The organism is Shewanella septentrionalis (assembly GCF_025370265.1).
Classification (GTDB): domain Bacteria; phylum Pseudomonadota; class Gammaproteobacteria; order Enterobacterales; family Shewanellaceae; genus Shewanella; species Shewanella hafniensis.
This window is the reverse complement of sequence record NZ_JAMTCC010000019.1, coordinates 34885-60270: the sequence shown is the minus strand read 5'-3', so window position 1 is coordinate 60270 and position 25386 is coordinate 34885. Positions and strand designations below refer to the sequence as shown.

The window sequence follows — 25386 nt, the reverse complement described above, 5'->3', positions numbered from 1 at the left end:
TAATCTTTAGTCGATAAACACAAGAGATATTTGCTAAAAACCATTAAGACTATCAATATATAACAAGCTATCGTTATCGGAGTGTCTCATTGCAAGCCTCTCAGTCCATTTATAAAAGTCCAAACGATCACCGCCAGTACCGTTATCTTGTATTAGATAACGCACTAAGAGTGTTATTGGTTGAAGATCAAGATGCGAGTCAAGCGGCTGCATCTATGGCTGTCGGTGTGGGTCATTTCGATGATCCCGTGGATAGACCTGGAATGGCACATTTTTTAGAGCATATGCTCTTCCTTGGTACCGAGAAATTCCCCGATTCTGGCGAGTATCACGCTTTTATTAACCAACATGGCGGCAGCAATAACGCTTGGACGGGCACTGAACACACTAACTTCTTTTTTACGATCAATTCGGACGTGTTTGCCGATTCTTTAGACAGGTTTAGTCAATTTTTTATCGCGCCTAAGTTTGACTTAGAGTTAGTCGATAGGGAGCGCCAAGCCATTGAATCTGAATTTAGTTTAAAACTGAAAGACGATATCCGCCGTACCTATCAAGTGCTCAAAGAGACAGTTAATCCACTGCATCCTTTCTCAAAATTTTCAGTCGGTAACTTAGTGACCTTAGGCGGAGAGCAAGCACAGGTACGTAGCGAATTACTCGATTTCTATCAATGCCACTACAGCGCCAACTTAATGACCCTGTGCTTAGTCGCGCCGCTTTCCCTCGACGAATTAGAAGAGTTCGCCAGCCATTATTTTAGCGGGATCCGAAACTTGAACTTAGTGAAAAACTATCCTCAAGTGCCGCTGTTTTCGGAAAATGAGCTGTTAACCCAAATCGATATCGTGCCGCTTAAGGAGCAAAAACGCTTAAGCATCAGCTTTAATTTCCCAGGCATTGACCACTACTACAAACGTAAACCGTTGACTTATATCAGCCATATTTTAGGCAATGAGAGCCATGGCAGCCTGTTGTCCTATCTTAAAGAGCAGGGACTGGTGAATAACTTGTCTGCGGGCGGCGGCGTAAATGGTTATAACTTCAAAGATTACAGTATCGGTTTACAGTTAACCGATAAGGGACTAGCGAATCTTGATGAGATTATCAGCTGCTGTTTTGAGTATATTGAGCTCATCAAAACCCAAGGCTTAGATGAATGGCGTTATTTAGAGCGCGCAAACCTACTCAAAATGGCGTTTCGTTACCAAGAGCAAGTTAAATCACTCGATTTGGCCAGCCACCTCAGTATCAATATGCATCATTATGAAGTCGAAGATTTGGTCTTTGGTGACTATCGAATGGATGGGTTGGATATTCCAGAAACCATAGCCCTACTCGGGCTAATGACGCCTCACAATATGCGTCTGCAGCTTATCGCGCAATCGGTTAAAACGGATCGTAAAGCCAACTGGTATCACACGCCCTATAAAGTGCGCCCTATTGCACCTCAATCACTTGCTCGTTGGCAAGTGAGCAGTATTCGCCCAGAATTACAATTACCTGCAGCAAACCCATTTATCGTCGCCGACTCCATTCCTCGACCAGATAAGAGCGATGTCGATGTACCTGTGATCGTTGCAGAATCGACGGGATACCGTATTTGGCACAAGAAAGACGATGAGTTTAATGTGCCCAAGGGCCACATGTATTTGTCGCTGGACTCAGAGCAGGCGAGTAAAACCCCAAAGCATGCCGCCCTCACCCGCCTATATGTTGAAATGCTGCTCGATTATCTGACAGAACCAACCTATCAAGCCGAAGTTGCAGGCTTAAGCTACAATATTTATCCGCATCAAGGTGGCATTACCCTGCATTTATCGGGCTTTACCGGCAATCAAGAAACGTTATTAGCGCTGTTAATCCACAAAGCCAGAGAGCGTAATTTTACCGAAGAGCGCTTTGCCCTAATTAAATCTCAACTACTGCGCAGTTGGCAAAATCTGGCGCAGGCGAAACCTATTTCACAATTATTCACTAGTCTCACTGTCACGCTACAAAAAAGCAGTTATGAGCCTGCCCGCATGGCTCAAATGCTCGAAGACATAAGCCTTGAAGATTTGCATAACCATGTACGCGCCTTTTACGAGAAAATCTATCTTGAAGGGTTAGTTTATGGGGATTGGTTAGTCTCTGAAGCGCAAGCTCTCGGTAAACGCTTAGAGCATATTTTGTCCTTGGTTTCGACGCCAAGCGCCGAGTCCACCAGAGAGTTAGTCAATTTAACGGGTCAAGGCACCTTACTTAGAGAACTTGCAATAGATCATCAAGATAGCGCGATCATTGTGTATTACCAATCTGCTGTGGCAACGCCTGAAAAAATGGCACTGTTTAGCTTACTAAATCATACTATGTCGTCCACCTTCTTCCATGAACTGCGAACTGAAAAACAGTTAGGCTACATGGTTGGCACAGGTTATCTGCCGCTCAATCGCCATCCAGGACTCATTTTTTATATCCAGTCACCTACGACTGGACCACTGCATTTATTAGAGGCGATAGATGAGTTTATTGCCGACTTTAATTACGCCGTGATGCAAATCACCAACGAAGAATGGGAAAGCACTAAGGTCGGTCTTATTAGTCAAATCATGGAGCACGATGCGAACCTCAAAACTCGCAGCCAACGATATTGGGTCAGTGTCGGCAACAGAGATTATCAATTTAACCAAAGGGAGCTCGTTGTAGACGAAATCACTAAGCTCACCCGCACTGATTTACTCAAATTCATGATGCGTAAAATGCGCACCAAACACAGTGACCGCTTAGTCTTATTTAGCACGGGTGAACAGCACAGAACCCAAGCGGCGTTGCTGTCAGAAAAGATGATCACAGATCTCAAAACGTTTAAGCAAACGGCAGAGAAGTTTAATTTCTAAACAAAAACACTTTTACACACACATTTGTTCACAATGTTGGACAAACAAACAAAACCGCTACAAATTGGCCCAACTATAGTTGTATCTATCACGGTTGGGCGTAATACTAATGTAAAACATGGCTAGTCCATGTTCTACCCCTCCTACTGCGGACAATTTTGCTGCATCTACATGCTGTTAAAAGGATTTTTAGCCGCCTCCGCTTTGACAAAGCCCTCACTTTCTGGAAAAGTGATGTAACACAATTGTTTCATGGCATCCTCGGATAATAAGAATAAACACTATGCCTAAAGCACTCTTTAAAATTATTTTTCTTCTAGCTATTTTCCTATCAACTGCAGAAGCGCAACAATTACCAATAGCTTTAAAAACTGAGTCCTATGGCGTTCCAGAAGGCCTATCCCAAAGTACAGTCACATCGGTCATTGAAGATGATGATGGTTACATCTGGATTGGTACTTTGAACGGATTAAATCGATTCGACGGTGAAGAATTTAAACATTTTTTTGCACATGATCACTCAGGTCTATCTAGTTCATTTATTCAAAGCCTATTATTTGACAATAAAACAATGTTAGTTGGAACTGACAATGGTTTAAATTTTTACGACTCAGAACTTGAATCCTTCAAAAAACAGGAAAAAATAAATGAAGCCATATGGTCTATAAATGACAATGGTGAAGTTTATACAATAGGTACTAAAAACAAGATAATTGATGTTAGAAAAGATAATTTAGACATAATAAAAACATATCAAGATGAAAGCTTTAGCTTCATAAAAAAAGCAATAAAGACCAACAACGGCTATATTATAAGAAATCATGATGGTAAGATCATTCATTATCGCGAAGATTCAACAACTACTATTTTATCCCTACAATCTGTAGACATAGTAAAAGGCAGAAGTGGAATTTACATATTAACATCAGATGGTATTTATAGAAAAATATCTGAAGACATACCGAAGTCTCTTGCTGGTGAGTATACAGCTCTTGCCGTGATTGATGGTCAAGTAATACAAACAAACCTTGAATCATCAGAGGTAACATCAGAAGGTTATGTATTAGAAAAGAAAGAAATTACGAATCAGGTTCAAGCCTACAGAACGAATAACTATACAATAATACCTTCATTGAATATGGGATTTATTCTAATCAGAGATAGTAGCAATGTTGTAAAGTCCCTAATAAATCCTATCGGAAATATCTGGTCAATAAGCTTGTTAGACAATGAACACATTGTGACTTCTGATGATAGTAGCGAAGTGGAAGTATATAATTCAAACTTTATCCTCGAAGATGAAATAAACACAGGAATATCAGGGCCTAAGTATATCATAAGAAACAATGACTCTTTAATTATTGGGGGGAACAATGGTCTTTATGAGTTTAATGGGGATTTAAAAAAGACAATATTAAGCGATAGCATTGTCACTCTATTTAAAAACCCAAAAAGAACCGAATTAATTGTTGGAACAAAAAATTCAGACATCTACATAATTGATCTACTAGATAGAAAAAAAATTCGAAAACTATCACTAAAAAATAAACACCCAATCTTCCAAATCCAACAGACCTTTGATGGCACACTTCTACTTGCTACTCAAGGTGGCTTGATAAGTATAGATGCTAACGGCAACGAAAAAACAATTTTTGATGATGACTTTGTTTATTGCGTAACTGAGACACCAAGTGAATATCTTTTTGGAACAAGAACTTCAATCTATTCGACTAAAAAAGAAACGTTAAAAACTAATATGGTTTATAACTCAAACAAACCAATCTACTCAATCGCAATTGATGATAGCAATGACTTTATGGCATCTTCTATAAATGAGTTGATTTTAAGCAGAAATGGAAAACTACTCACACTAACGACTGACTATGGTAGTCAAGAAGAATACAATAATCAGAGTGGAATATTCTGGAATGGCATTTTCTTTTTTGGTGGAATATCTGGCGTCAGTGCAATAAATAAAGTTAATGCAATATCATATATTGAAAACAATGTTATAAACACTAATATCAGTGAGCTTTTAGTATTTAACAAAACTGTTAATATAGGCGATAAGCCACTAGGAAAAAGTATATCAAAATCAAAAGCGATTGAGTTAAAATATTCAGACTATCCATTTACATTGAAGTTCAACTCTCCTAAGTCAAGCCATAAACATATTGAATATTTTTATAACCTAAATGGTCTATCTGATACATGGATTACTGCAAAAGGCACAAACTCTGCAACCTACACAAACCTCTCACCTGGTCATTATATTTTTAATGTATTTGGTGAGAACCCTGTCACCGGAGTAAAAGGTCCAGTAAATTCTCTTAATATTTATATATCCCCTCCGTGGTGGCTATCTTATTGGGCAAAATTAATTTATTTCATAACTGTGTTGCTCGTGGCTTTTTTTATTATAAAAGCTGTGTTACGAAAAAGAGAAGTGCAACGCCAAATAGCGCTCAGTGAAGAAAGATTAAAACTTTCCCTATGGGGAAGTGGTGATGAAATGTGGGACTGGGATATAGAAACCGGCAACATTTTCCGTTCCAATATCTGGGGTGCACTTGAGTTTCCGCGTGATGGACACCGTTCTGGTAAATCAGATGAAGAGAGTAATATACATCCAATGGATCAAGAGCGTGTTCGAGAAGCGCTCAATAAACATTTTTATGGTGAAACAGATCATTTTGAAGCCGCATACCGAGTAAAAGGTAAAGATGATAATTGGGTATGGATCTTAGACCGCGCCAAAATTGTAGAACGGGATGACAAAGATAATGCCCTGCGTATGACAGGTACGATTAAAAATATTAGTCAATTTAAACAAAAAGAAGAGCAACTAAAACTCTTCGAAAAAGCCATTGAAAATATTTCTGAAGGCATGTTTATCCTCGACAGCGAATACCGCTTTGTCGAAGTCAATGAAGCTTGCTGTAAGATTTCATTACGTAACCGAACTGATTTTATTGGTAACTTACTCACATTTGATTTATATCCTGAAACCTTCTCCACCCAAATCAGAACCATGCTGAAGCAACAAGGCCGCTGGGCAAATGAAGTGGAAGCCGCAAGAGGAGATAAAAGTCACTTCCATATGGAGCTCACTATCGATGCTATCTATGATGAATTAGGCGAATTGTCACACTATGTCGGTGTTTTTTCAGATATTTCTAGACGTAAGCAGCAAGAAGAAGAACTTAGAAAACTAACCAATAATGATCTCTTAACCGGACTCCCAAATCGCTCCAACTTACAAGTGACCTTAAGTAACCTCGTGAATCGAGAAATAGCCCATGCGTTAATGGTACTTGATCTTGATAATTTTAAACGTATAAATGATTCCTTGGGTCACCAGATTGGAGATACATTATTAAAGCTCGTTGCTGCTCGCATTAAGTCCTTACTTCCTAAAAGTACCAGTATTTACCGTCTAGGCGGAGATGAATTCGCCATTGTATTAGATAAAGGCTCAGATATAAGCGCCAGCGCTGCGATTGCTAACCGTATTATCGAAGGGTTAAAACCCGCTTTTGAAGTGAGTAATGAACAACTAGTCCTAGGATTAAGTATTGGTATAGTGCTATTCCCAGAAGACGAGCAAAGCGAGCAAGCATTACTGAGGAAAGCTGACATTGCTATGTACCATGCTAAGTCAGCGGGGGGGAATTGCTATCAGTTTTATTCAGAGTCATTAAATCAACATGCGATTAGGCAGTTAGAAATAGAGAATCTCATCCGTGAAGGCTTAAAAGATGATCTATTTGAAGTTTATTATCAGCCTAAGGTTGATCTTAAGCGCGGTAAAATTGCAGGCATGGAGGCTTTAGTCAGATTAAATCATCCAGTACATGGTTTGATACCCCCAAATGATTTTATTCCACTTGCTGAAGAAAACGGCTTAATTGTTGAAATTGGTGAAATCGTCTTACGCAAAGCCTGTTTCGCAGCGCAGAAATGGCGTGAACAAGGAATATTCAGCGGCAGAGTCGCCGTCAATTTATCGTCACGTCAATTTGCACTCCCCGATATTCAACAGCGAATAGAGTCAATTTTAAGGCTCACCAAACTCCCCGCTTGTCACCTTGAATTAGAAATAACCGAAGGTACTGTCATTAAGCAGCCGGAAACGGCGATTATTGTCATGCAGCAACTGGCTAAAATGGGCGTTAGTTTGGCACTCGATGATTTCGGCACTGGCTACTCGTCTCTTTCATACTTAAAACGTTTCCCGATTCATACTTTAAAAATTGATAAAGCTTTTGTTGACGATATTGATAAGTCTGATCGCGATCTCAAAATGGTCGATTCTATTATCACTATCGCCCATAACATGGGGCTTTCTGTTGTGGGAGAAGGGGTAGAACAAGCAGCACAATTGAACATTTTACGGGCACTTAACTGTGAAGAGATCCAAGGCTATATCTTTAGTAAAGCTATAAAAGAGACCGAATTTACCCTGCTACTCCAAGAAGACATGATAAAGCCAAATACCAAAAGCAACATTAATTAATCATTTAACTCTCAATTAGATTTCGATTTACAACATTGGCACAACAAGTGCAATAGCACTATCAGTGTCAATAATAAATCAATATCAACTACCCTGAGAGATAATTAGAATGATTAAAGGAATATTCACTGTTGTAGCATTAACATCATCGCTTGCTGCTGTAAGTAATCTTACTTCCTTAGATAGCATAGATACCTTCTCAGCAGTACCTAATGTACGTTTTAAACAATCTGAAATTGCTGCCGTTCCAAATGTTCGCTTCAAACAAACTGAAGTTGCAGCCGTTCCAAATGTTCGCTTCAAGCATATTGAAGTTACTGCCGTGCCAAACGTTCGCTTCAAGCATATTGAAGTTGCAGCCGTACCAAATGTTCGCTTCAAACAAACTGAAGTTGCAGCTGTTCCAAATGTTCGCTTCAAGCATATTGAAGTTACTGCCGTGCCAAACGTTCGCTTCAAGCATATTGAAGTTGCTGCCGTACCAAATGTTCGCTTCAAACAATCTGAAGTTGCAGCCGTTCCAAATGTTCGCTTCAAGGATATTGAAGTTGCTGCCGTACCAAACGTTCGCTTCAAACAAACTGAAGTTGCAGCCGTTCCAAATGTTCGCTTCAAGGATATTGAAGTTGCTGCCGTGCCAAATGTTCGCTTCAAGCATATTGAAGTTGCTGCCGTTCCAAATGTTCGCTTCAAGCATATTGAAGTTGCTGCCGTACCAAATGTTCGTTTTACCGAAACAACTTTTGCTTAATAGAAATTTTTTATTAAGGAGCTAACATGCTAAATTCAATCAAAAAAGCACTCGGTTTATCCAAGCCAGCGCGTAAAAAAGTTAAGTTGCCAGAAGGCTTAAACCACCTTGAAGTGATTTCTGCGAAAGGTTGGTGGAACTAATTTAAGTCCTGTAGCCATGAGTCTTACTCATGCTCTGTGATAATAAACTAGGCTAATGCAGCTTAGAAACAATAAAGGGAGCATTAGCTCCCTTTAGTTTTACATAAGTAAAAAAGTATGAAAATACATAGCATTACATATTGATAGATTAGCTATTTAATATCCCTTCCTCACTACAACGGATTTTCCTCAAAGCTAAATGGCTGTGTGTCGTAAAGAGCGGATAAGCCAAAGGCCCGAGCACAAAACCCAGTAATGCCCAATGCGTAACACAAAGGCCTGCGGTAAATGCAGCTAAGCCGAAGTACCAAGCAGAGATTAATGCGATAAAGATAACCAGCAAAACCACAAACCACCTCTTTGAAAACAACTAAAAATCATAAATGTAGAGAAACTAATTCCCCATCAAAATGCGGATACGACTCGCTTAATTTTGCTGATTGATGCACATGTTAAATACGCCGTTTTAACAGCAGGATAAATGTACTCCGCACAGTGCAGAAACGAGCAGCACTCATTCATCGCTACGCTCTCAGCAGTGAGCACTGAGCAATTAGCACTGAGCACTGAGCACTGAGCACTCACAGTACAGAAAACAGAGCACGGCTCTCTCGATCAAGGGCTCGGATTATACAAGATCCACATCTAAGTTATGAACATTTTTTAGGCAAAAACATGCCTTGTGGCAATAAAAAAAGCGGCAATAGCCTGCCGCTTTTTTGTTCAACCTTGATTGACTAAGACCTAGATTAACTATGACTTAGATTCACTGAAACTTAGAAAAAGTGCGCGTTTTCTTGAGCCATGGTTTTTAAGCGCTCACAAGGTTCGAATCTGTTACCGAATTGGCTTTGATAACCTTCAAGAATTCGCACTAAGTTCGCGGCGCCTAAAGTGTCAATATAATGGAATGGGCCACCGAGGAATGGCGGGAAGCCAATACCGAAAATGGCGCCAATATCACCATCTCTTGGCGATGCGATAATACCATCTTCTAAACAACGCACCGCTTCGTTGAGCATTTGTACGACACAACGCTCGGCAACCGCTTTTGCGTCTTTATTAGTGCCAGGCTTAATGCCTAACACGCCATAAACACTCTCATCGACAGCTTTAGCTTTCTTACTCGATGCGCCGTATTGATAGAAACCTTTACCATTTTTACGGCCTTTACGATCGTCACCCAAAAGCTTGTCAAAAGCCGCTGGCGCTTTAAAACGTTCACCCAATTCTTTTTCGAGGATTGGTGAAATCTTAGCGCCCACGTCGATACCCACTTCGTCGAGTAAAGTAATAGGGCCCACAGGGAAACCAAACTTAACCAGCGCTTTATCAAGATGTTCAACACTTTGGCCTTCAAGTAATAATTGCGCGGCCTCGTTCATGTAGAGCGCAAGAATACGGTTCACGTAGAAACCCGCGCCGTCTTGCACCACTATCGGTGTTTTACCTTGCTTACGGGCAAATGCGACCGTGGTCGCAATGGTTTCTGGTGACGTTTTAGCATGGGCAATCACTTCCACCAGCGGCATTTTCTCTACTGGCGAGAAATAATGCAGACCAATCACGTTCTCTGGACGTGTCGCCGCCTCGGCGATTTGGCTAATAGGCAAAGATGAGGTGTTTGACGCAAAAATAGTGTGTTCACCACACTCACGCTCAATGTCTTTCACCATTTGGTGCTTAAGCGCTAGGTCTTCAAATACCGCTTCCACAACGATGTCGGCATCTTTAACGCCTTTATATTCAGTCGTTGTGGTCATCAGTGCCATTAGGTTGTCACGAGCAGCAGGCGTCATATGACGGCGCTTAACCCCTTTATCCAACAGCTTGTAGGCGTAAGCTAATGCATTGCTTAAACCTTTTTCGCTGATGTCTTTGACACGAACAGGGATTTTAGCCTTGGTCGTTGTGACAGATGCGATACCGCCCCCCATTAAACCGCCACCTAAGATCACCGCTTTTTTCACTTTGCGCGGGCTCGCGCCTTCTGCGCCAGTTTCTTTCTTCATTTCTGTGGTTGCGAAGAAAATACTGCGCAGCGCTTCAGACTCTTTCGATACCACTAATTCGGCAAAATGGCCGGCTTCGACTTCTAGCCCTTTTTGCATGCCCTTAGCAATCCCTTGACGCACACAGTCAATGATCTTGGCAGGCGCAGGATAATTACCTTGGGTTTTCTTTTCGACCTGCTTAGTCGCTTGATCGAAAATAATGTTACGGCCGAAACTCGTGCCTTCAAGCACTTGATTAACGAGTGACTTTTTAACTGGTTTCGGTGCACGTTTACCCGCAAGCGCCATCTCAACTGCGGTTTGTAACAGAATCGTCTGCGGCACAACATCATTCACTAAGCCCATTTTCAAGGCTTGTTTAGGACGAATTTGTTTACCGGTTAGCATCATATCTAAGGCTGTCGTAATGCCGACTAAACGTGGCAAACGTTGAGTCCCGCCGCCGCCTGGCAATAAGCCAAGTTGGACTTCCGGAACGCCGAGCATAGTCTTGCCATCGTCGCTACATACCCTTTGATGACAAGCTAAGGCTAACTCTAAACCACCGCCTAAACAGGCACCATGGATTGCGGCAACCACAGGAATCGTTAAGGCTTCTAGCTCATTAAAAACCACATGCCCTTGCTGGGATAAGGCTTTGGCATCGCCCGCCGTTTTACAGGCATCGAGCATAGAAATATCTGCGCCCGCGACGAAAGAATCTTTTTTGCCTGAGATCAGCACTAAACCGCGAATGCTCGAATCACTTTTGATCTCGGCCAGAATTTCACTGATTTCAGGGCCAAACTGCGCTTTTAGGGTGTTCATGGTTTCGCCAGGAACATCCATAGTCAAAATAGCAATGCCGTCGTCGCGGCGGGTTAAATTAAAGGTCTTTTCCATGCCGATTACTCCACTTCCACTATCATTGCCACGCCCAAACCACCAGCCGCACAGGCCGTTGTTAGGCCAGTTCCACCACCACGGCGCTTAAGCTCACGACACACTTGCGTGATCAAACGGGTTCCCGTTGCAGCAAAAGGATGGCCGTAGGCAAGCGAGCCGCCGAGCACGTTAAACTTGCTCATGTCGATTTCACCAATGGCACGGTTACGGCCGAGTTTTTCTTCGGCAAATTTTTTCGAAGCAAACATCTGCATATTCGCTAATGTCTGCGCCGCAAAGGCTTCGTGCATTTCAATCAGAGTAAGATCTTCTAGCTCCATTCCAGCACGTTTCAGCGCCAGTGGCGTCGCGTAAGAGGGCCCCATCAGCATGTCTTGCCACACATCAATGGCGCTAAAAGCATAGCTCTTAATGTAACCAATTGGTTGATAACCTAAGGCTTTCGCTCGACCTTCGCTCATCAGGATAATCGCTGAGGCACCGTCAGTAAGCGGCGTGCTGTTGGCCGCCGTCACAGTACCATGCTGTTTATCGAATGCAGGACGCAGCTTAGCGTATGACTCCAGTACCGAGTTTTCGCGGATATTGTTATCGCGATCGATAAACTGTTTATACGGTGGCACATGGGCAACCATCACTTCGTCACGAAGATGGCCCGAAGCCCAAGTTTCACTCGCTAAGGTGTGCGAGCGGTGCGCTAAAGCATCTTGATCGGCGCGGCTAATATTGTAGGTTTTTGCCATTTGCTCAGCGGTTTGTCCCATAGACAAGCCCGTTGAGTACTCGGCAACCGCAGGCGGTACAGGTAATAAATCTTTAATGCCTAAACGACGGAAAATTTGTAGTTTTTGCCCAAAGCTACGGGCTTTATTCAGATCGACTAACGCATGGGCTAATTTTTTCGACACGCCGATAGGCAAGACAGATGAAGAGTCGGCGCCGCCCGCAATACCGATTTCGATATTGCCCGTCATGATAGATTCGGCCACGTTTACGGCAGATTGAAAGCTAGTCGCACAGGCGCGAGTGACACTATAGGCATCGGTCGACACATTCATGCCAGTACCGAGTACGATTTCACGGGCGATGTTAGGTGCAGCGGGCATTTGCACCACTTGTCCATACACTAATTGCTCAATCAGCTTAGGATCGAGTTCAGAGCGCGCCAATAATTCATTGACCACCATTTTGCCCATATCGAGCGCCGATACACCGTGAAATGCCGTGGCTTGTTTTGCAAATGGCGTTCTTAAACCCGCTACAATTGCGATACGCTCGCCCTTGGCGTTCGTAACCTGTTGTCTATCACTCATTTGTCACCCTCTTTATGTGCGCAATCGCTGAGAGATTTCAGGCGGCGCTAGCTATTTCCGTGTTTGACCCATTGTTTTACGGCGAAAAACGCCTAATAACAGGTCTGACCATTAAAGTGTGATCTGATTCTAACTTCTTGTCAGCAAGTTTTAAACACCTGTTTGTTTTTTTAACACTAGCCAAACCCTAAGGGAATTCTTTACCATATCCGTTGTCTATAGCCCACACACGCATTTTCAACATAATAAAACGAGTAGCATCATGCCTTTGAGTCGCTTCCATGCATTACGCACTTACCTAAATAAGGTTGTTTTAGGGCAGCCAGTATTGACCGAAAATCTGCTCATTGCCTTAATTGCCAATGGCCACTTATTAGTTGAAGGTCCACCGGGACTGGCCAAGACCCGTGCGGTGAAAGCCTTATGTGACGGGGTTGAGGGCGATTTCCACCGCATTCAATTTACCCCAGATCTGCTGCCTGCCGATTTAACCGGCACAGATATTTATCGCTCGCAAACTGGCACCTTCGAGTTTGAAGCCGGACCGATTTTCCACAATTTGATCTTGGCAGACGAAATTAACCGCGCCCCCGCCAAAGTACAATCGGCCTTATTAGAAGCTATGGCCGAAGGTCAAGTCACCGTCGGTAAGCACAGTTATAAGCTGCCACCGCTGTTTTTAGTGATGGCAACCCAAAATCCATTAGAAAACGAAGGCACTTATCCCCTGCCCGAAGCACAGCTTGACCGTTTTTTAATGCACTTGAATCTTGATTACCCGAGCGGCGAGACTGAAATCGAAATTCTGCGCCAATCCCGTAAAGAAGCACTCACCCACGAATTGCCGACGACTGAGCCGATTGCTCAGGCCGATGTGTTTGCCGCACGTGACGAAGCCATGGAAATCTATCTCGCCGAGCCACTCGAAAAATACATAGTCGAAATCGTTATGGCGACCCGCGAGCCTTTACGTTACAGCGAAGACTTAGCGAAATGGCTTGAGTACGGTGTCAGCCCACGCGCCACTATTTCGTTAGAACGCTGCGCCCGCGCCCGCGCTTGGCTGCACGAGCGAGACTTTGTTTCACCGGAAGACATTCAAGCCGTTGCACCGAATGTGTTAAGACACAGATTATTACTCAGCTATCAGGCACAAGCCGAAGGCGTCAGCCGCGATCAGGTGATCAATCACATCTTGAGTCAAGTAGCAGTACCTTAACGGTGAAGATAAAGGTGAAATAAGATGAGTGACACTGCGCGACTCTCAGCCTCGGCCGATGGCTTGCCGCTGTTTGCCGATGGCTTGCATTTAACCGAGCAAGAGCTGCTGGCGTGCCAAAATATCGCCCGTGCTATGCCTGAACGTTACAGCCGTGCCCGCGCTAATTTAGCGGGCCATCGCAGCAGCTTAATCAAAGGCCGCGGGATGGAGTTTGCCGAGGTGCGCCACTATCAACAGGGCGACGATGTGCGCACCATTGATTGGCGCGTGACCGCTCGCACGGGCAAAACCCACACTAAGTTATTTGTCGAAGAACGTGAGCGCCCTATTCTGTTGTTAATCGACTTAAGCCAAAGTCTCTATTTTGGCTCAAGTTTATTACTGCAATCGGTGCAAGCAGGGCACCTTGCGACCACCTTAGGTTGGAATGCGATTAACCATGGCGATAGACTCGGCGCCTTGATCGCGTGCGAGTCTGAGCATCTAGAGCTCAAACCCCGCAGCCGTCGTCAGGGCATATTGCAATTGATCTCAGGCCTGCGCCGTGTGCATGAGAATCAACTCAATCATGTTGGCAGTGACCAGCGCGATCCTGATCATATTCTGCGCGCTTGTCAGCGATTACAACGCATCGCCAAACCCGGCTCCTTAGTTTGGATAGTGACAGATGGCAGCCATTTTAGCCCCCAATGTATCGCGCCTCTCACTGAGCTTAAGCGTCATTGCGATGTGGGCGCCTATCTTATTACCGATCCCCTGCGCCAAGGGACACTGCCGTTACCGCACAACTTTAGTTTGCCAGTACGGGATGGGGAGGAGGACTTAGTGCTCACCCGCCACAGTTATCAGGCTTGGCTTGATATACAGCTGCGTCAGCAAAGGGACTTTATCGCCATGATGCAGCAACTGCGCGTGCGCACCCAGCTCATCGATGCGGGTGCTCCCCTAGCCCATCAATTGGAATTATTGCGTTAACTATGGATCCAGCAACAGTGAATTCAGAAATAGTGACACCAGTTATAGCAAATCCACAGGCTGCAGTCCCTATGGCTACAGCGCCAAACCCAGCGCTGGCGGATCTGCAGGATATCATTCATCCCGATCCAATCGGCGCTTGGCCTTGGGCAATCGGTTATTGGTTGGTCCTCGCGCTAGTGATTGCTCTCATCACACTCTTAGTTATCTGGCTAAGAAAACGCGCCCGAGACTTCGCGCCGAAAAAAGCCGCGAAACAGTTGCTTAGTCAGCTTGATAGACAAGCGCCGCCCTATGTCTCTGACGTCAATAGCCTATTAAAGCGTACCGCCATGAGTTATCTCAGCAGAGATGCAATAGCCTACTTTGATGGTGAAGCTTGGGCGACGTGGCTAGACAGCTATTTACCCGCGCCTAAACGCCAACGTATCGGCCACTTGTTGGCCAAACGTCACCAGCAAACGCCGTTGACCTTAGCTGAAGCCAATGAGTTACATGAACTCGCAAAAGCTTGGTTGGCATCGAAAGCAACACTGAGTGCGCCTGAGCAGAATCTTGTTCAAGCTAAGGGCTACGTTCAAGCTAGTGGCGACGCTCAAGCTAAAAGCCAAGCGCCAATCCAGCCAGCTGACACCAAACAACCGGAGGCACAATGTTAACCATTGCATGGCCTTGGCTATTGATATTACTGCCTTTACCTTTGATTTTTTGGCGCCAACAAACCGTACAAGTGGATGGTGGCCGGCTACAACTCCCCGGAATAAGCCAAACAGGCAAACAAAGCTTAGCGGCCAACACGCGCCAGAGTCGCAAACGCTACTGGCTGATGTGGTGCCTATTAGTGCTCGCTATCGCCCGTCCGCAATGGCTTGGCGAACCTATCGAACTGCCGAGCCAAGGCCGCGATCTGATGATGGCGGTGGATTTATCCGGCAGTATGCAGATTGAAGACATGGTGGTGAATGGCAAAACCGTCGACCGTTTCACCTTAATCCAACACGTCGTCAGTGACTTTATCGAGCGCCGCAAAGGCGATCGTATCGGTTTAATTCTCTTTGCCGATCACGCCTATTTGCAGGCGCCGCTCACCCAAGACAGACGTTCAGTGGCCCAATTTTTAAAAGAAGCACAAATCGGCTTAGTCGGTAAACAAACCGCCATAGGTGAAGCCATAGGGCTGGCGGTAAAACGTTTCGATAAAATGGACGAGAGTAACAGAGTGTTGATTTTATTGACCGACGGCTCTAACAACGCGGGCAATATTGAGCCGGAGCAAGCGGCGCAAATTGCCGCTAATCGTAAAGTTACCATTTACACTGTCGGTGTCGGTGCTGATGTGATGGAGCGCCGCACACTCTTTGGCCGCGAGCGGGTTAATCCTTCGATGGATCTGGATGAAAACCAGCTTAAGCATATCGCCGAAGTCACCCACGGCCGTTATTTTCGCGCCCGTAACAGCCAAGAGCTCGACCAGATTTACCAAGAAATCGATAAACTCGAACCTGTAAGTCGCGATCAGTTAAGCTATCGTCCGCAGGCAGATTTGTTCTATTGGCCGCTGGCACTGGCGTTACTGGCGAGCCTGTGGATTGCCTTAGGTCAATTGCCATTCTTTGCAGCGCGCCGCGTTAAACCCTCTGTCGCAACCACTTCACAGGGGAACATTAAATAATGAGCCTACATTTTATTCGCCCCGAATGGCTACTCGCCCTAGTGCCGCTGGCCTTAGTCTTATTGAGTTTATGGCGACAACACGAGAGCCACAGCGCGTGGAATCGGTATATTGCGCCGCACTTAGCCAAAATATTGGTCACCCAAGGCAGCAAGAAATCCCGTCGTCCTTTGCATCTACTAGCTTTCACTTGGCTGATTGCGACTTTTGCACTCGCCGGACCTGCCGTTAATAAACAGTCCTTGCCTGTGTTTGCCGCCGAGCAAGGCCGCGTACTGGTGATGGACATGTCCGTATCTATGTTCGCCACCGATCTTGCGCCGAACCGTTTAACCCAAGCTAAATTTAGGGCTACGGATCTGCTGCGAAATCTTAAAGAAGGTGAAACAGGTTTAGTCGCCTTTGCTGGCGATGCCTTTACTATCAGCCCGTTAACGCGCGATACCGGCACGCTACTCAATTTATTGCCGACCTTAAGCCCTGACATCATGCCCGTTCGTGGCTCAAACTTAGCGGCAGGTTTAACCCAAGCTAAAACGCTACTGACTCAGGGTGGGCATATTCGCGGTGATATTATCGTGATGACAGATGGCATAACCGCAGCCCAATTTGATGACGCTAACTCGGCATTAAGTGGCACGCAATATCGCCTTGCCGTCGTCGCTTTTGGTACCAGCCAAGGCGCGCCAATTCGTCTACCCGACGGACAATTGCAGCGCGACAGCAGCAACGAAGTCGTTGTGGCCAGCACTGACTTTGGCCTGCTGCAAAAACTGGCCGCGGATAACAAAGGCGTGTTAATCCAAAATCGCACCGACGGCAATGATCTGGCCCAATTACAACATTGGTTAAGTGATACGGGCGATGCCAAAGCCACAGATCTTGACGGTGAAACCTGGCAGGATCTCGGCCCTTATCTCGCCCTGCTATTACTGCTGCCCGCCCTTTTCAGCTTTAGGCAAGGAATCGTGGCAAGCGTTGGATTTGCCACTCTCATTGGCGGCTTACTGCTCGCGGCCGCGCCTCAGCCTGCCCATGCCAGTGTGTGGGACAATGCCTGGGACAATGTGTGGAAAACGACAGATCAGCAAGCGATGCAGGCCTATCAATCCCAAGATTATGCCAACGCCGCTAAGCAGTTTGAGTCACCCCAATGGCGTGGCAGCGCCCAATATAAGGCCGGTGATTATGAGCAAGCGCTGAAAACCTTCGAGCAAGATAGCTCAGCCCAAGGCCTCTACAATCAAGGCAATGCGTTGATGCAACTCGGTAAACCCGATAAGGCTAAGGAGCGCTATCAAGCCGCACTTGAAAAACAAGCCGATTTCCCTGCGGCAAAGGCCAACCTTGAACTGGCTGAAAAGCAATTGAAAGAGCAGCAAAAGCAGCAAGGTAAAAACGATCAACAGGATAAAAACCAAGATCAACAAGGCGATCAGCAGTCCGGTGATTCCAATTCAGGTGACCAACAATCTGGCGACCAACAATCCGGTAATCAGCAGTCGCAGGATAAACAACAATCTGACCAAGATAGCGCTCAGAAAGATACGCAAGATCAAGCGGGACAAGAGTCTCAGGATCAACAGGACAATGCCAATCCTGAGCAAAGCTCTGATCAAAGCCCTGAGCAGCAAAAAGCGGATGAGCAAGAGTCTGAGCAAGAGTCTGAGCAAGATAAGCAAAATGGCAATGCTCAGGACAAGCAAGATGAAGCTCTGCAAGATCAAGATAAAGCGCAACAGGATCAACAAGCCAAGCAACAAAATGCCGAGCAACAAAATGCCGAGCAGGATGCAAAGGAAAATGAGCCTGTAGACAATTCACCAGCAGATAATGAAGCTAAGATGCAAGCGCAGGCTAACACCGATGCCGAGGAGCAAAAATCAGCTGAGCAAGCAAAGCAAAGCGTTGGCGCCAAGGACGCTCCTGAGAAAGATGCGCAAGATAAACAAGAAGCCGCTATGAGTGAATCGGTCGAAGCGCCGCCAACTAATAGCGAACCGCTTCCCGCAGAAATGCAGCGAGCACTGAGGGGCGTGAGTGAAGACCCCCAAGTGTTACTTCGCAATAAAATGCAGTTGGAATATCAAAAACGCCGTCAAAATGGCCAAATATCAAAGGATAACGAACAGTGGTGATCAGACAATTTTTTATCCTGCTACTCCTTGCCATCGGAGTAGCCCATCCCGCCTTTGCACTCAGCAAAATTGAGGCATCGGTCGATCGTAATCCTGTGATGGAGGGTGAATACTTTGTGCTCAACATCAGCGTCGATGATGAAATCGATACTGGCAAGCTAGACACGTCCGCCCTGCTGAAAGACTTTATTGTTGGCCGCACCAGCGTGAGTCGCAGCACACAGATCATGAACTTCGATGCGGTCAAAGAGACTCGCTGGCAAGTGTTGCTCGCGCCAAAACAAAAAGGCCAGTTGACCATTCCAGCCTTTACTATTGATGGCATCAGCTCGGCGCCGATCCCACTCAAAGTGGTCGAAACGGGCAGCCAGCCCGCGCAAATGAACAACCTATTCATCGATGCCAAAGTGTCAACTGACGAGGCCTATGTCGGGCAGCTCATTACCTACAAGGTGAAACTCTATCTAGCAGTGGAATTACAAAGGGGCGTATTGAGCGCACCTGTCATCGAAGGCGCACAGATCAAACAAATTGGCGAAGATAAGGATGGCTCAGAGATAGTCGATGGCCGTCGTTACCGCGTGATTGAACGCACCTATGGCATCATTCCGGACTTACCCGGCCAAGTGAACATCAAAGGCGCGACCTTTGCGGGCGATGTGCTAGTTGAATCCCAACGCCGCGGCGGCATGTTTGGCTTTAATGAAAGCCGCCCAATGCAAGCGGGCGCGCCCTCACTCACAGTGCAAGTGAATCCTGCACCGACAAGTTTCCAAGGCCAATGGCTGGTTGCCGATTTAGTGGTGTTAAAAGAGAATTTCCCTGAGGATATTAAAGAGTTTACCGTCGGTAGCCCTATTACTCGCACTATTACTTTATTGGCTTCTAATGCCGATGAAAATAGCCTGCCAGATATAGCGCAAACCCTGCCTAATGAACTGAAGTCATACCCAGAGAAACCTCAGCGACAAACCTTTGTACGCGATGCACAAATTGTCTCCCAGTACAATATTACGTCGGCAATCGTTCCCAGCAAAGCGGGAACATTTACCCTGCCCGAAGTCAAAGTGCCTTGGTGGAATCCGCACCTTAAACGTCAAGAAACCGCGACGCTCCCCGCACGCACCATAGTGGTAACAGGCGGTGCAGTCACAGATGCGCCCGCCCAAGCCTCTTGGCAAGCAAATTCAGCGGCCGACAACAATGACTCCTGGATGGTTAAGGTGTTTGCTGCGCTATGGCTGGTCACTCTAGTCGCTTGGATTATCACCTTAGTCGCTTGGCGCCGCGTCTTAAAAAATCAAACGGCCGCCCCAATTTCAGTAAACTCTTCAATCAGTTCAGCACAATCAGTGACTGCCTCCGGCTTGAAAGGATTAGAGCAAGCCTGCGCCAGTGGCGATGTGAGCCGTATTATGTTGCAGTTACAGCGCTACTTCAGCGAGTTACAGCAAGCGCCTATGACACTCGATAAGATTGCCGAGCAGTCACCGCAACTCGCACAGGCGATACAACAATTGCAAATTGCCGCCTACAGTGCGAAGGCCGATGCCAGCAGCCATACTGACAGTGCGAAGGCCGATGCCAGCAGCCATACTGACAGTGCGAATACTAACAATGCTAATACTAACAAGCTGAGCGCCGAGTGCGCCGCATTGCTTAACGCAGTTAAGGCTTGTGAGCATAAACATTTAAACCCAAAATCGGCGCCATTAAGCCCACTGAATCCTAAGTAAATTATGGGGTTAATGACAGAGAAGCGAGCTCAACTATGCTAAACATTCAACCACCAAGCCGAAAAATTAAAAATGTTTGCTAACTGGCGTAAGAAATCCGTCGAGCCTGCGGTCTCTTCTGACATGCTAAGTAAACAACGACGATACAACAGCCTAGTCAAGGCGCTGCATGCAGACATCTTCCGCTACGCCTATTGGTTATGCGGCGATAAACATGTGGCTGAAGACATTACCCAAGAAACCTTCTTGCGGGCGTGGCGCTCTTTAGATTCCCTCAAGGATGATAAAGCGGCGAAAGCATGGCTTATCACGATTCTTAGGCGTGAGAATGCACGGCGTTTCGAGCGTAAACAGTTCGATTATTCCGACGTTGAGCAAGATACCTTAGAGGACAATATCTCCAATAGCAGTGAAGAGCAGACCGAGCAATACCTGATCCGTCGGCAAATAGGCAAACTGGATATCGAATACCGCGAGCCACTCTTACTGCAACTGATTGGTGGCTTTAGCGGCGATGAAATCGCCGAGCTGATGGAGCTTAATCGCAACACCGTAATGACACGTTTATTTCGGGCGAGAAGCCAATTGAAAGAATTACTTGAGAAAAATGAGGTAAGAGGTCAATCCAATGGATGAGCTTAAATTTAGACGTCAAGCTTATGAAGATCCTCATAATCAAGATGCTGATTTTCTGGCGCAAATTAATGCTAAACCAGAAAACCAAGCCTTAATCAATGAGCTTAAAAACCTTGATGCCAAACTGACAAATGCATTGAAAGTGGAAGTGGCGGACGATCTCGCCGATAAACTGATTTTGCGTCAGCAGTTACAACAACACCATAAACACCGCCGTCAAACCGGCTTTTTAGTGGCCATGGCGGCCTCGGTGGCATTTGTGGTGGGGATCAGTTTTAGTCTATTACGTTTAGGGCCAATCGATTTAGCCGAACATGCACTGGCCCATGTCTACCATGAAGGGGTTGCCTTACAGGTGGATCAAAACGTCAACTTTAATCAGGTCAATGCGCAGCTCGCGTCGATGAAAGACTTTGGCAATGCCAAGTTCACCCAACAACCAGGCAAAGTGTATTACACCTCCTATTGTGATTTTCAAGGGGTGAAAAGCCTGCACTTAGTGCTACAGGGCGAGCAAAGCAAGGTTACACTCTTTATCGTGCCACTCGAAAAACGTATGGTGCTAGACCAAACCTTCGCCGATGGCAAATACCAAGGAATGGGCTTTGAAACACCCGATGCGTTTATTTTGCTCATAGGTGAGGATCAAGCTGACCTTAGCTATGTGAAAGACGAAATCAAGAACACCTTTATCTAACCATATATTATATTTAATATTTTTAAATTAACCTCCGATATTTCAATGCAATCGGAGGTTAGATTTTAATCACACTTTTATCTGCTAATGGGCGATTGTTCAAACATCTGGTAGCATGCTTGCCACTTTTAATAATAAAAAGATGGGAAAAGGCAAGATGACGATTGAAACCCCGATTTTAATCACATTTGTTGGTTACTTAGTATTGATGATGGGCATAGGTTTTTGGGCTTACCGTGCTACCGATACTGTTGATGATTATATTTTAGGTGGCCGCAAAATGGGCCCCGCTGTGACCGCACTCAGTGTGGGTGCTTCTGATATGTCAGGTTGGCTGTTACTGGGTTTACCCGGCGCGGTCTACTTAGGCGGCTTAGGTGAAGCTTGGATTGGCATAGGATTAATTTTTGGCGCTTGGCTAAACTGGTTATTTGTCGCCAGACGACTGCGTATTTACACTCAACTCGCCGATAATGCCCTCACCTTACCGGATTTCTTCGAGAAACGTTTCCACGATACCCAAGGCTATCTCAAGCTCGTCTCCGCAATCACTATTTTAGTGTTTTTCACTTTCTATGCTTCCTCAGGCATGGTCGGTGGCGCGATTCTGTTTGAAAAAGTTTTTGGTCTCGATTACACAGTGGCACTAGTGATTGGCTCAGCCATCATAGTCGGTTATACCTTTATTGGTGGCTTCTTTGCCGTGTGTTGGACAGACTTTTTCCAAGGCTGTTTGATGCTTGTCGCCCTTTTAATTGTGCCTTTTGCCGTTTTCTCTCACCCTGAAAGCCACGCCGGTATTGAAACTATCGATCCTGCGATGTTGGCCTTAGTCAGTGACAAAACCACAGTGATAGGCATGTTGTCTTTACTCGCATGGGGCCTTGGCTATTTTGGTCAACCGCATATTTTGTCGCGCTTTATGGCGATTGGCAGTGCCGACGCCCTGCCCCTGTCGCGCCGTATTGCCATGAGCTGGATGGTATTCTCGCTGATTGGTGCGCTCGCGACAGGCCTTGCAGGTTCCTTATATTTCGCTAACGCCCCTCTAGCGAATTCAGAAACGGTATTTATTCATTTAGCACAAGCCGCGTTTAACCCTTGGATTGGCGGTCTACTCATTGCGGCCATCTTGTCGGCCATTATGAGCACTATCGATTCACAGTTACTGGTATGCTCAAGCGTTATCACCGAAGATTTCTACCGTAAATGGTTACGCCCACAAGCGGATGATCGTGAACTGATGATGGTAGGTCGCATGGGTGTGCTGGCGATTGCCGTGATCGCAGGCATCATTGCCCTTAATCCTGAAAGCAGTGTATTGAGCCTTGTGAGTTATGCTTGGGCAGGCTTTGGTGCGGCCTTTGGTCCTGTGGTCTTATTATCACTATTTTGGAAGCAATATAGTCGTAATGGCGCCATCGCCACTATCATTGTCGGCGCATTAACAGTCGTGATTTGGAAGCAACTCACTGGTGGTATTTTCGAACTATACGAAATCCTCCCAGGGTTTGTATTCGCCACATTTGCCGGTATTTTGGTGAGTAAATTGTCTGCACCGAGTGAAAATGTAACCACAGAGTTCGAGCAATTTAAATCTTCACTCTAGTTTCAACACGCTTGTATCACTTAAAAAGCGCACACTTGTGCGCTTTTTACATTTTGTATCCTTTTAAACACTCAACACAAAATTACAAACCGTTAACGTCAATTGAAACCTATCGATAAACCCAAAGCCCTTCATATCAAGCATCTGGCCAGACCATTCAAGCATGCTAAAGTTCAACCTCTGTTTTAAAGTTTTTTAATTAACTGAAAATTAACATTTTTCACATCTGGTCGGACTTGTTGAGGCTACATTCAGTCCATAAGATGCCGAAGACTAATAAATGGATTTAAATACTTTCGGCTGACTAGGACCGAATAAAAATCCAATACTTATAAAGAATAGAGAGAATAATAATGAAAACATTCAACAAGACACTCATTGCCGTTTCTGTCGCATTAGCAAGTACTCAAACCTTAGCTTCAGGTTTCCAACTCAACAGCCAATCAGCCACAGGTATGGGCCGTGCATTTGCGGGTGATGCGATTATTGCCGATAACGCTTCTGTGTTATCACGTAACCCTGCTGCAATGGCATTATTCGATAAAGATGCAGTGTCTTTTGGCTTAACTTATGCCGATATTACTGTTGATGTTAAAGACGTTAACTTTGCCGGTGGTGCCGTTGACTTAGGCAGCATCGATGACGCGGGTAGCTCTAAAATTATCCCTAATATTTTCTACATCCACCCAATCGACGATAAGTTCGCCGTGGGCTTTGCTGCGTTTTCTAACTTTGGTACCGGTACCGATGCCAGCTCACTTTCAAAGAGTTTACCTGCGAACTCACCAGCACCCTATGATCTGCTTGGCGAAACTGAAGTCACAACGGTTAACTTTAACGCCAGCCTTTCATACCGTATTAATGACATGTTCAGTATCGGTGCGGGTCTGGACGCAGTCTATGGCGAAGGCCGCTTAACCCGTAATATGGGCACTACGCCATTGGTTGACGTCGACGCTGACGGCTGGGCCTTCGGTGGTATAGTAGGTGCCACCATTGAGCTAGATAAAGATAACCGTTTCGGCATCAGCTACCGTTTCAGCCCGACAGTGAATGTTGAAGGTGATATCAATACCGTCTCGATGACAACCATTCCTGGTGTAGGTACTGTTCCGGTTGCGACCAATTTTGATAGCTTAGATGTTCCACTAGCGGATATCTTCCAAGTTGCAGGTTTCCATCAAATCACCCCTAAGTTTGCTTTGCACTATACTGCGCAGCACACACAGTGGGGCAACTTTGATCAAATCACGGCTAAAGATGGTACAGCCACGATTGCAGCTGTTGGAGTGACACAAGCCGTAGGTGATGTTGCACTGAAAGAATACCAATGGAAAGATTCATGGTTATTCAGCTTAGGTGGTACTTACACAATCAACGAGCAATTCACTGTGCGTGCTGGTTATATGCATGACCAAGGCGTTGTGGACGAAATCAGCTCAATTTCATTCCCAGACTCTGACCGTAACTGGTACACAGCGGGTATGAGTTACCACATCAACCCACAAAACACCGTTGACTTTGGTATCGCTTATATTAAAGGTGAAAAAGTTCACCTGATCGAAAACAGTGCTATCACAGGTCCTGTTAATGCAATTACTGAATCAAGTGGTATGTACTACTCAGTTCAATACAGCTACCAGTTCTAAGCTAAACGCTTAACCCAAAAGCCGCATTTTTTGCGGCTTTTTTGTATCTTAAGCATTTATTGCCTAAAGTTAATTCATACTCCTGTAAACGCAGCTACGGCTATGGCTAAAGTCATTGGACTCGGTGGAATTTTCTTTAAAAGTGCGGATCCTGTTACCTTGGCAACTTGGTATAAAACCCATCTTCAAGTCCCCATTGAAGACTGGGGCGGCGCCGCGTTTTATCACACAGATAAAGCGACACTCGGCTACCATGTTTGGACGCCCTTCGCCCATAGCACGGACTATTTTGCCCCCTCAGATAAGAGCTTTATGGTTAACTTTATCGTTGATGATCTAGCCCAAGCGCTCATACAGGTCGAACAAGGTGGTGGTCAGCTCGTGGGTGGCATTGAAGATTCAGAGTTTGGCCGCTTTGGCTGGTTTATCGATCCCGACGGTAATAAAGTCGAATTATGGCAGCCGAGTGTTATTCCTCCAGAAAAATAGCCTGTCTGAAAATCTGAAAATGAGCCATCGAGTTGAAAAAGCGACATCAAGCTGATATTGC

General features: G+C 45.4%; 17 protein-coding genes. 14 read left to right on the top strand and 3 right to left on the bottom strand.

All coding sequences use genetic code 11. From position 1 onward, the window contains the following. The first annotated feature begins 89 nt into the window (after nucleotides 1-89). The 3 genes from NE536_RS12465 to NE536_RS12455 all read left to right on the top strand — a co-directional run bounded on the left by NE536_RS12465 (nucleotide 90) and on the right by NE536_RS12455 (nucleotide 8146). The gene (locus NE536_RS12465; protein WP_261272874.1) at nucleotides 90-2879 is read left to right on the top strand and encodes an insulinase family protein; all 2790 of its coding nucleotides are present in this window, start codon (nucleotides 90-92) and stop codon (nucleotides 2877-2879) included. A 283-nt stretch (nucleotides 2880-3162) separates the two neighbouring features. Further along, entirely contained in the window at nucleotides 3163-7395 is a 4233-nt protein-coding gene (locus NE536_RS12460) for an EAL domain-containing protein (RefSeq protein ID WP_261272873.1), read from the top strand. Between the two features lie 109 nt (nucleotides 7396-7504). Then, nucleotides 7505-8146: a hypothetical protein gene (locus NE536_RS12455; protein WP_261272872.1), complete on the top strand. Its 642-nt coding sequence runs from the start codon at nucleotides 7505-7507 to the stop codon at nucleotides 8144-8146. 291 nt (nucleotides 8147-8437) lie between these two features. Here NE536_RS12455 and NE536_RS12450 read toward each other — a convergent pair whose 3' ends face one another. The 3 genes from NE536_RS12450 to fadI all read right to left on the bottom strand — a co-directional run bounded on the left by NE536_RS12450 (nucleotide 8438) and on the right by fadI (nucleotide 12502). Then, the gene (locus NE536_RS12450; RefSeq protein ID WP_261272871.1) at nucleotides 8438-8638 is read right to left on the bottom strand and encodes a hypothetical protein; all 201 of its coding nucleotides are present in this window, start codon (nucleotides 8636-8638) and stop codon (nucleotides 8438-8440) included. Between the two features lie 427 nt (nucleotides 8639-9065). Continuing rightward, entirely contained in the window at nucleotides 9066-11186 is a 2121-nt protein-coding gene (gene fadJ / locus NE536_RS12445; protein WP_261272870.1) for a fatty acid oxidation complex subunit alpha FadJ, read from the bottom strand. Nucleotides 11187-11191: 5 nt separating this feature from the next. Next, nucleotides 11192-12502: an acetyl-CoA C-acyltransferase FadI gene (fadI, locus tag NE536_RS12440; protein WP_006082247.1), complete on the bottom strand. Its 1311-nt coding sequence runs from the start codon at nucleotides 12500-12502 to the stop codon at nucleotides 11192-11194. A 262-nt stretch (nucleotides 12503-12764) separates the two neighbouring features. On the opposite strand from fadI, the gene NE536_RS12435 reads away from it, so the two are divergent. From NE536_RS12435 to NE536_RS12385, 11 genes are all read left to right on the top strand, one after another. Then, on the top strand, nucleotides 12765-13721 hold the full coding sequence (locus NE536_RS12435; protein ID WP_006082248.1) for an AAA family ATPase: 957 nt from the start codon (nucleotides 12765-12767) through the stop codon (nucleotides 13719-13721). 24 nt (nucleotides 13722-13745) lie between these two features. After that, the gene (locus NE536_RS12430) at nucleotides 13746-14699 is read left to right on the top strand and encodes a DUF58 domain-containing protein (RefSeq protein ID WP_063884751.1); all 954 of its coding nucleotides are present in this window, start codon (nucleotides 13746-13748) and stop codon (nucleotides 14697-14699) included. A gap of 2 nt (nucleotides 14700-14701) precedes the next feature. Then, nucleotides 14702-15358 carry a DUF4381 domain-containing protein gene (locus NE536_RS12425; protein ID WP_261272869.1) on the top strand — a complete coding sequence of 219 codons (657 nt, stop codon included), beginning with the start codon at nucleotides 14702-14704 and terminating at the stop codon, nucleotides 15356-15358. Beyond that, nucleotides 15352-16371, top strand: coding sequence for a vWA domain-containing protein (locus NE536_RS12420; RefSeq protein WP_261272868.1), 1020 nt, complete (start codon nucleotides 15352-15354; stop codon nucleotides 16369-16371). The genes NE536_RS12425 and NE536_RS12420 overlap by 7 nt, the downstream gene beginning before the upstream one ends. Next, a complete protein-coding gene (locus tag NE536_RS12415; RefSeq protein ID WP_261272867.1) occupies nucleotides 16371-18509 on the top strand; it encodes a vWA domain-containing protein in 2139 nt (712 codons plus the stop codon). Before NE536_RS12420 ends, NE536_RS12415 begins: the two co-directional genes overlap by 1 nt. Continuing rightward, nucleotides 18503-20245, top strand: coding sequence for a BatD family protein (locus NE536_RS12410; RefSeq protein WP_261272866.1), 1743 nt, complete (start codon nucleotides 18503-18505; stop codon nucleotides 20243-20245). Before NE536_RS12415 ends, NE536_RS12410 begins: the two co-directional genes overlap by 7 nt. A gap of 72 nt (nucleotides 20246-20317) precedes the next feature. Beyond that, on the top strand, nucleotides 20318-20881 hold the full coding sequence (locus NE536_RS12405; protein ID WP_106650953.1) for a sigma-70 family RNA polymerase sigma factor: 564 nt from the start codon (nucleotides 20318-20320) through the stop codon (nucleotides 20879-20881). Further along, on the top strand, nucleotides 20874-21578 hold the full coding sequence (locus NE536_RS12400; RefSeq protein WP_261272865.1) for a DUF3379 domain-containing protein: 705 nt from the start codon (nucleotides 20874-20876) through the stop codon (nucleotides 21576-21578). The genes NE536_RS12405 and NE536_RS12400 overlap by 8 nt, the downstream gene beginning before the upstream one ends. Before the next feature lie 157 nt (nucleotides 21579-21735). Continuing rightward, nucleotides 21736-23187, top strand: coding sequence for a sodium/proline symporter PutP (putP, locus tag NE536_RS12395; RefSeq protein ID WP_261272864.1), 1452 nt, complete (start codon nucleotides 21736-21738; stop codon nucleotides 23185-23187). A 353-nt stretch (nucleotides 23188-23540) separates the two neighbouring features. Continuing rightward, nucleotides 23541-24836 carry an OmpP1/FadL family transporter gene (locus NE536_RS12390; RefSeq protein WP_261272863.1) on the top strand — a complete coding sequence of 432 codons (1296 nt, stop codon included), beginning with the start codon at nucleotides 23541-23543 and terminating at the stop codon, nucleotides 24834-24836. Between the two features lie 102 nt (nucleotides 24837-24938). Further along, nucleotides 24939-25325, top strand: a complete 387-nt coding sequence (locus NE536_RS12385; RefSeq protein ID WP_261272862.1) for a VOC family protein — start codon at nucleotides 24939-24941, stop codon at nucleotides 25323-25325. Nucleotides 25326-25386: the final 61 nt, after the last annotated feature.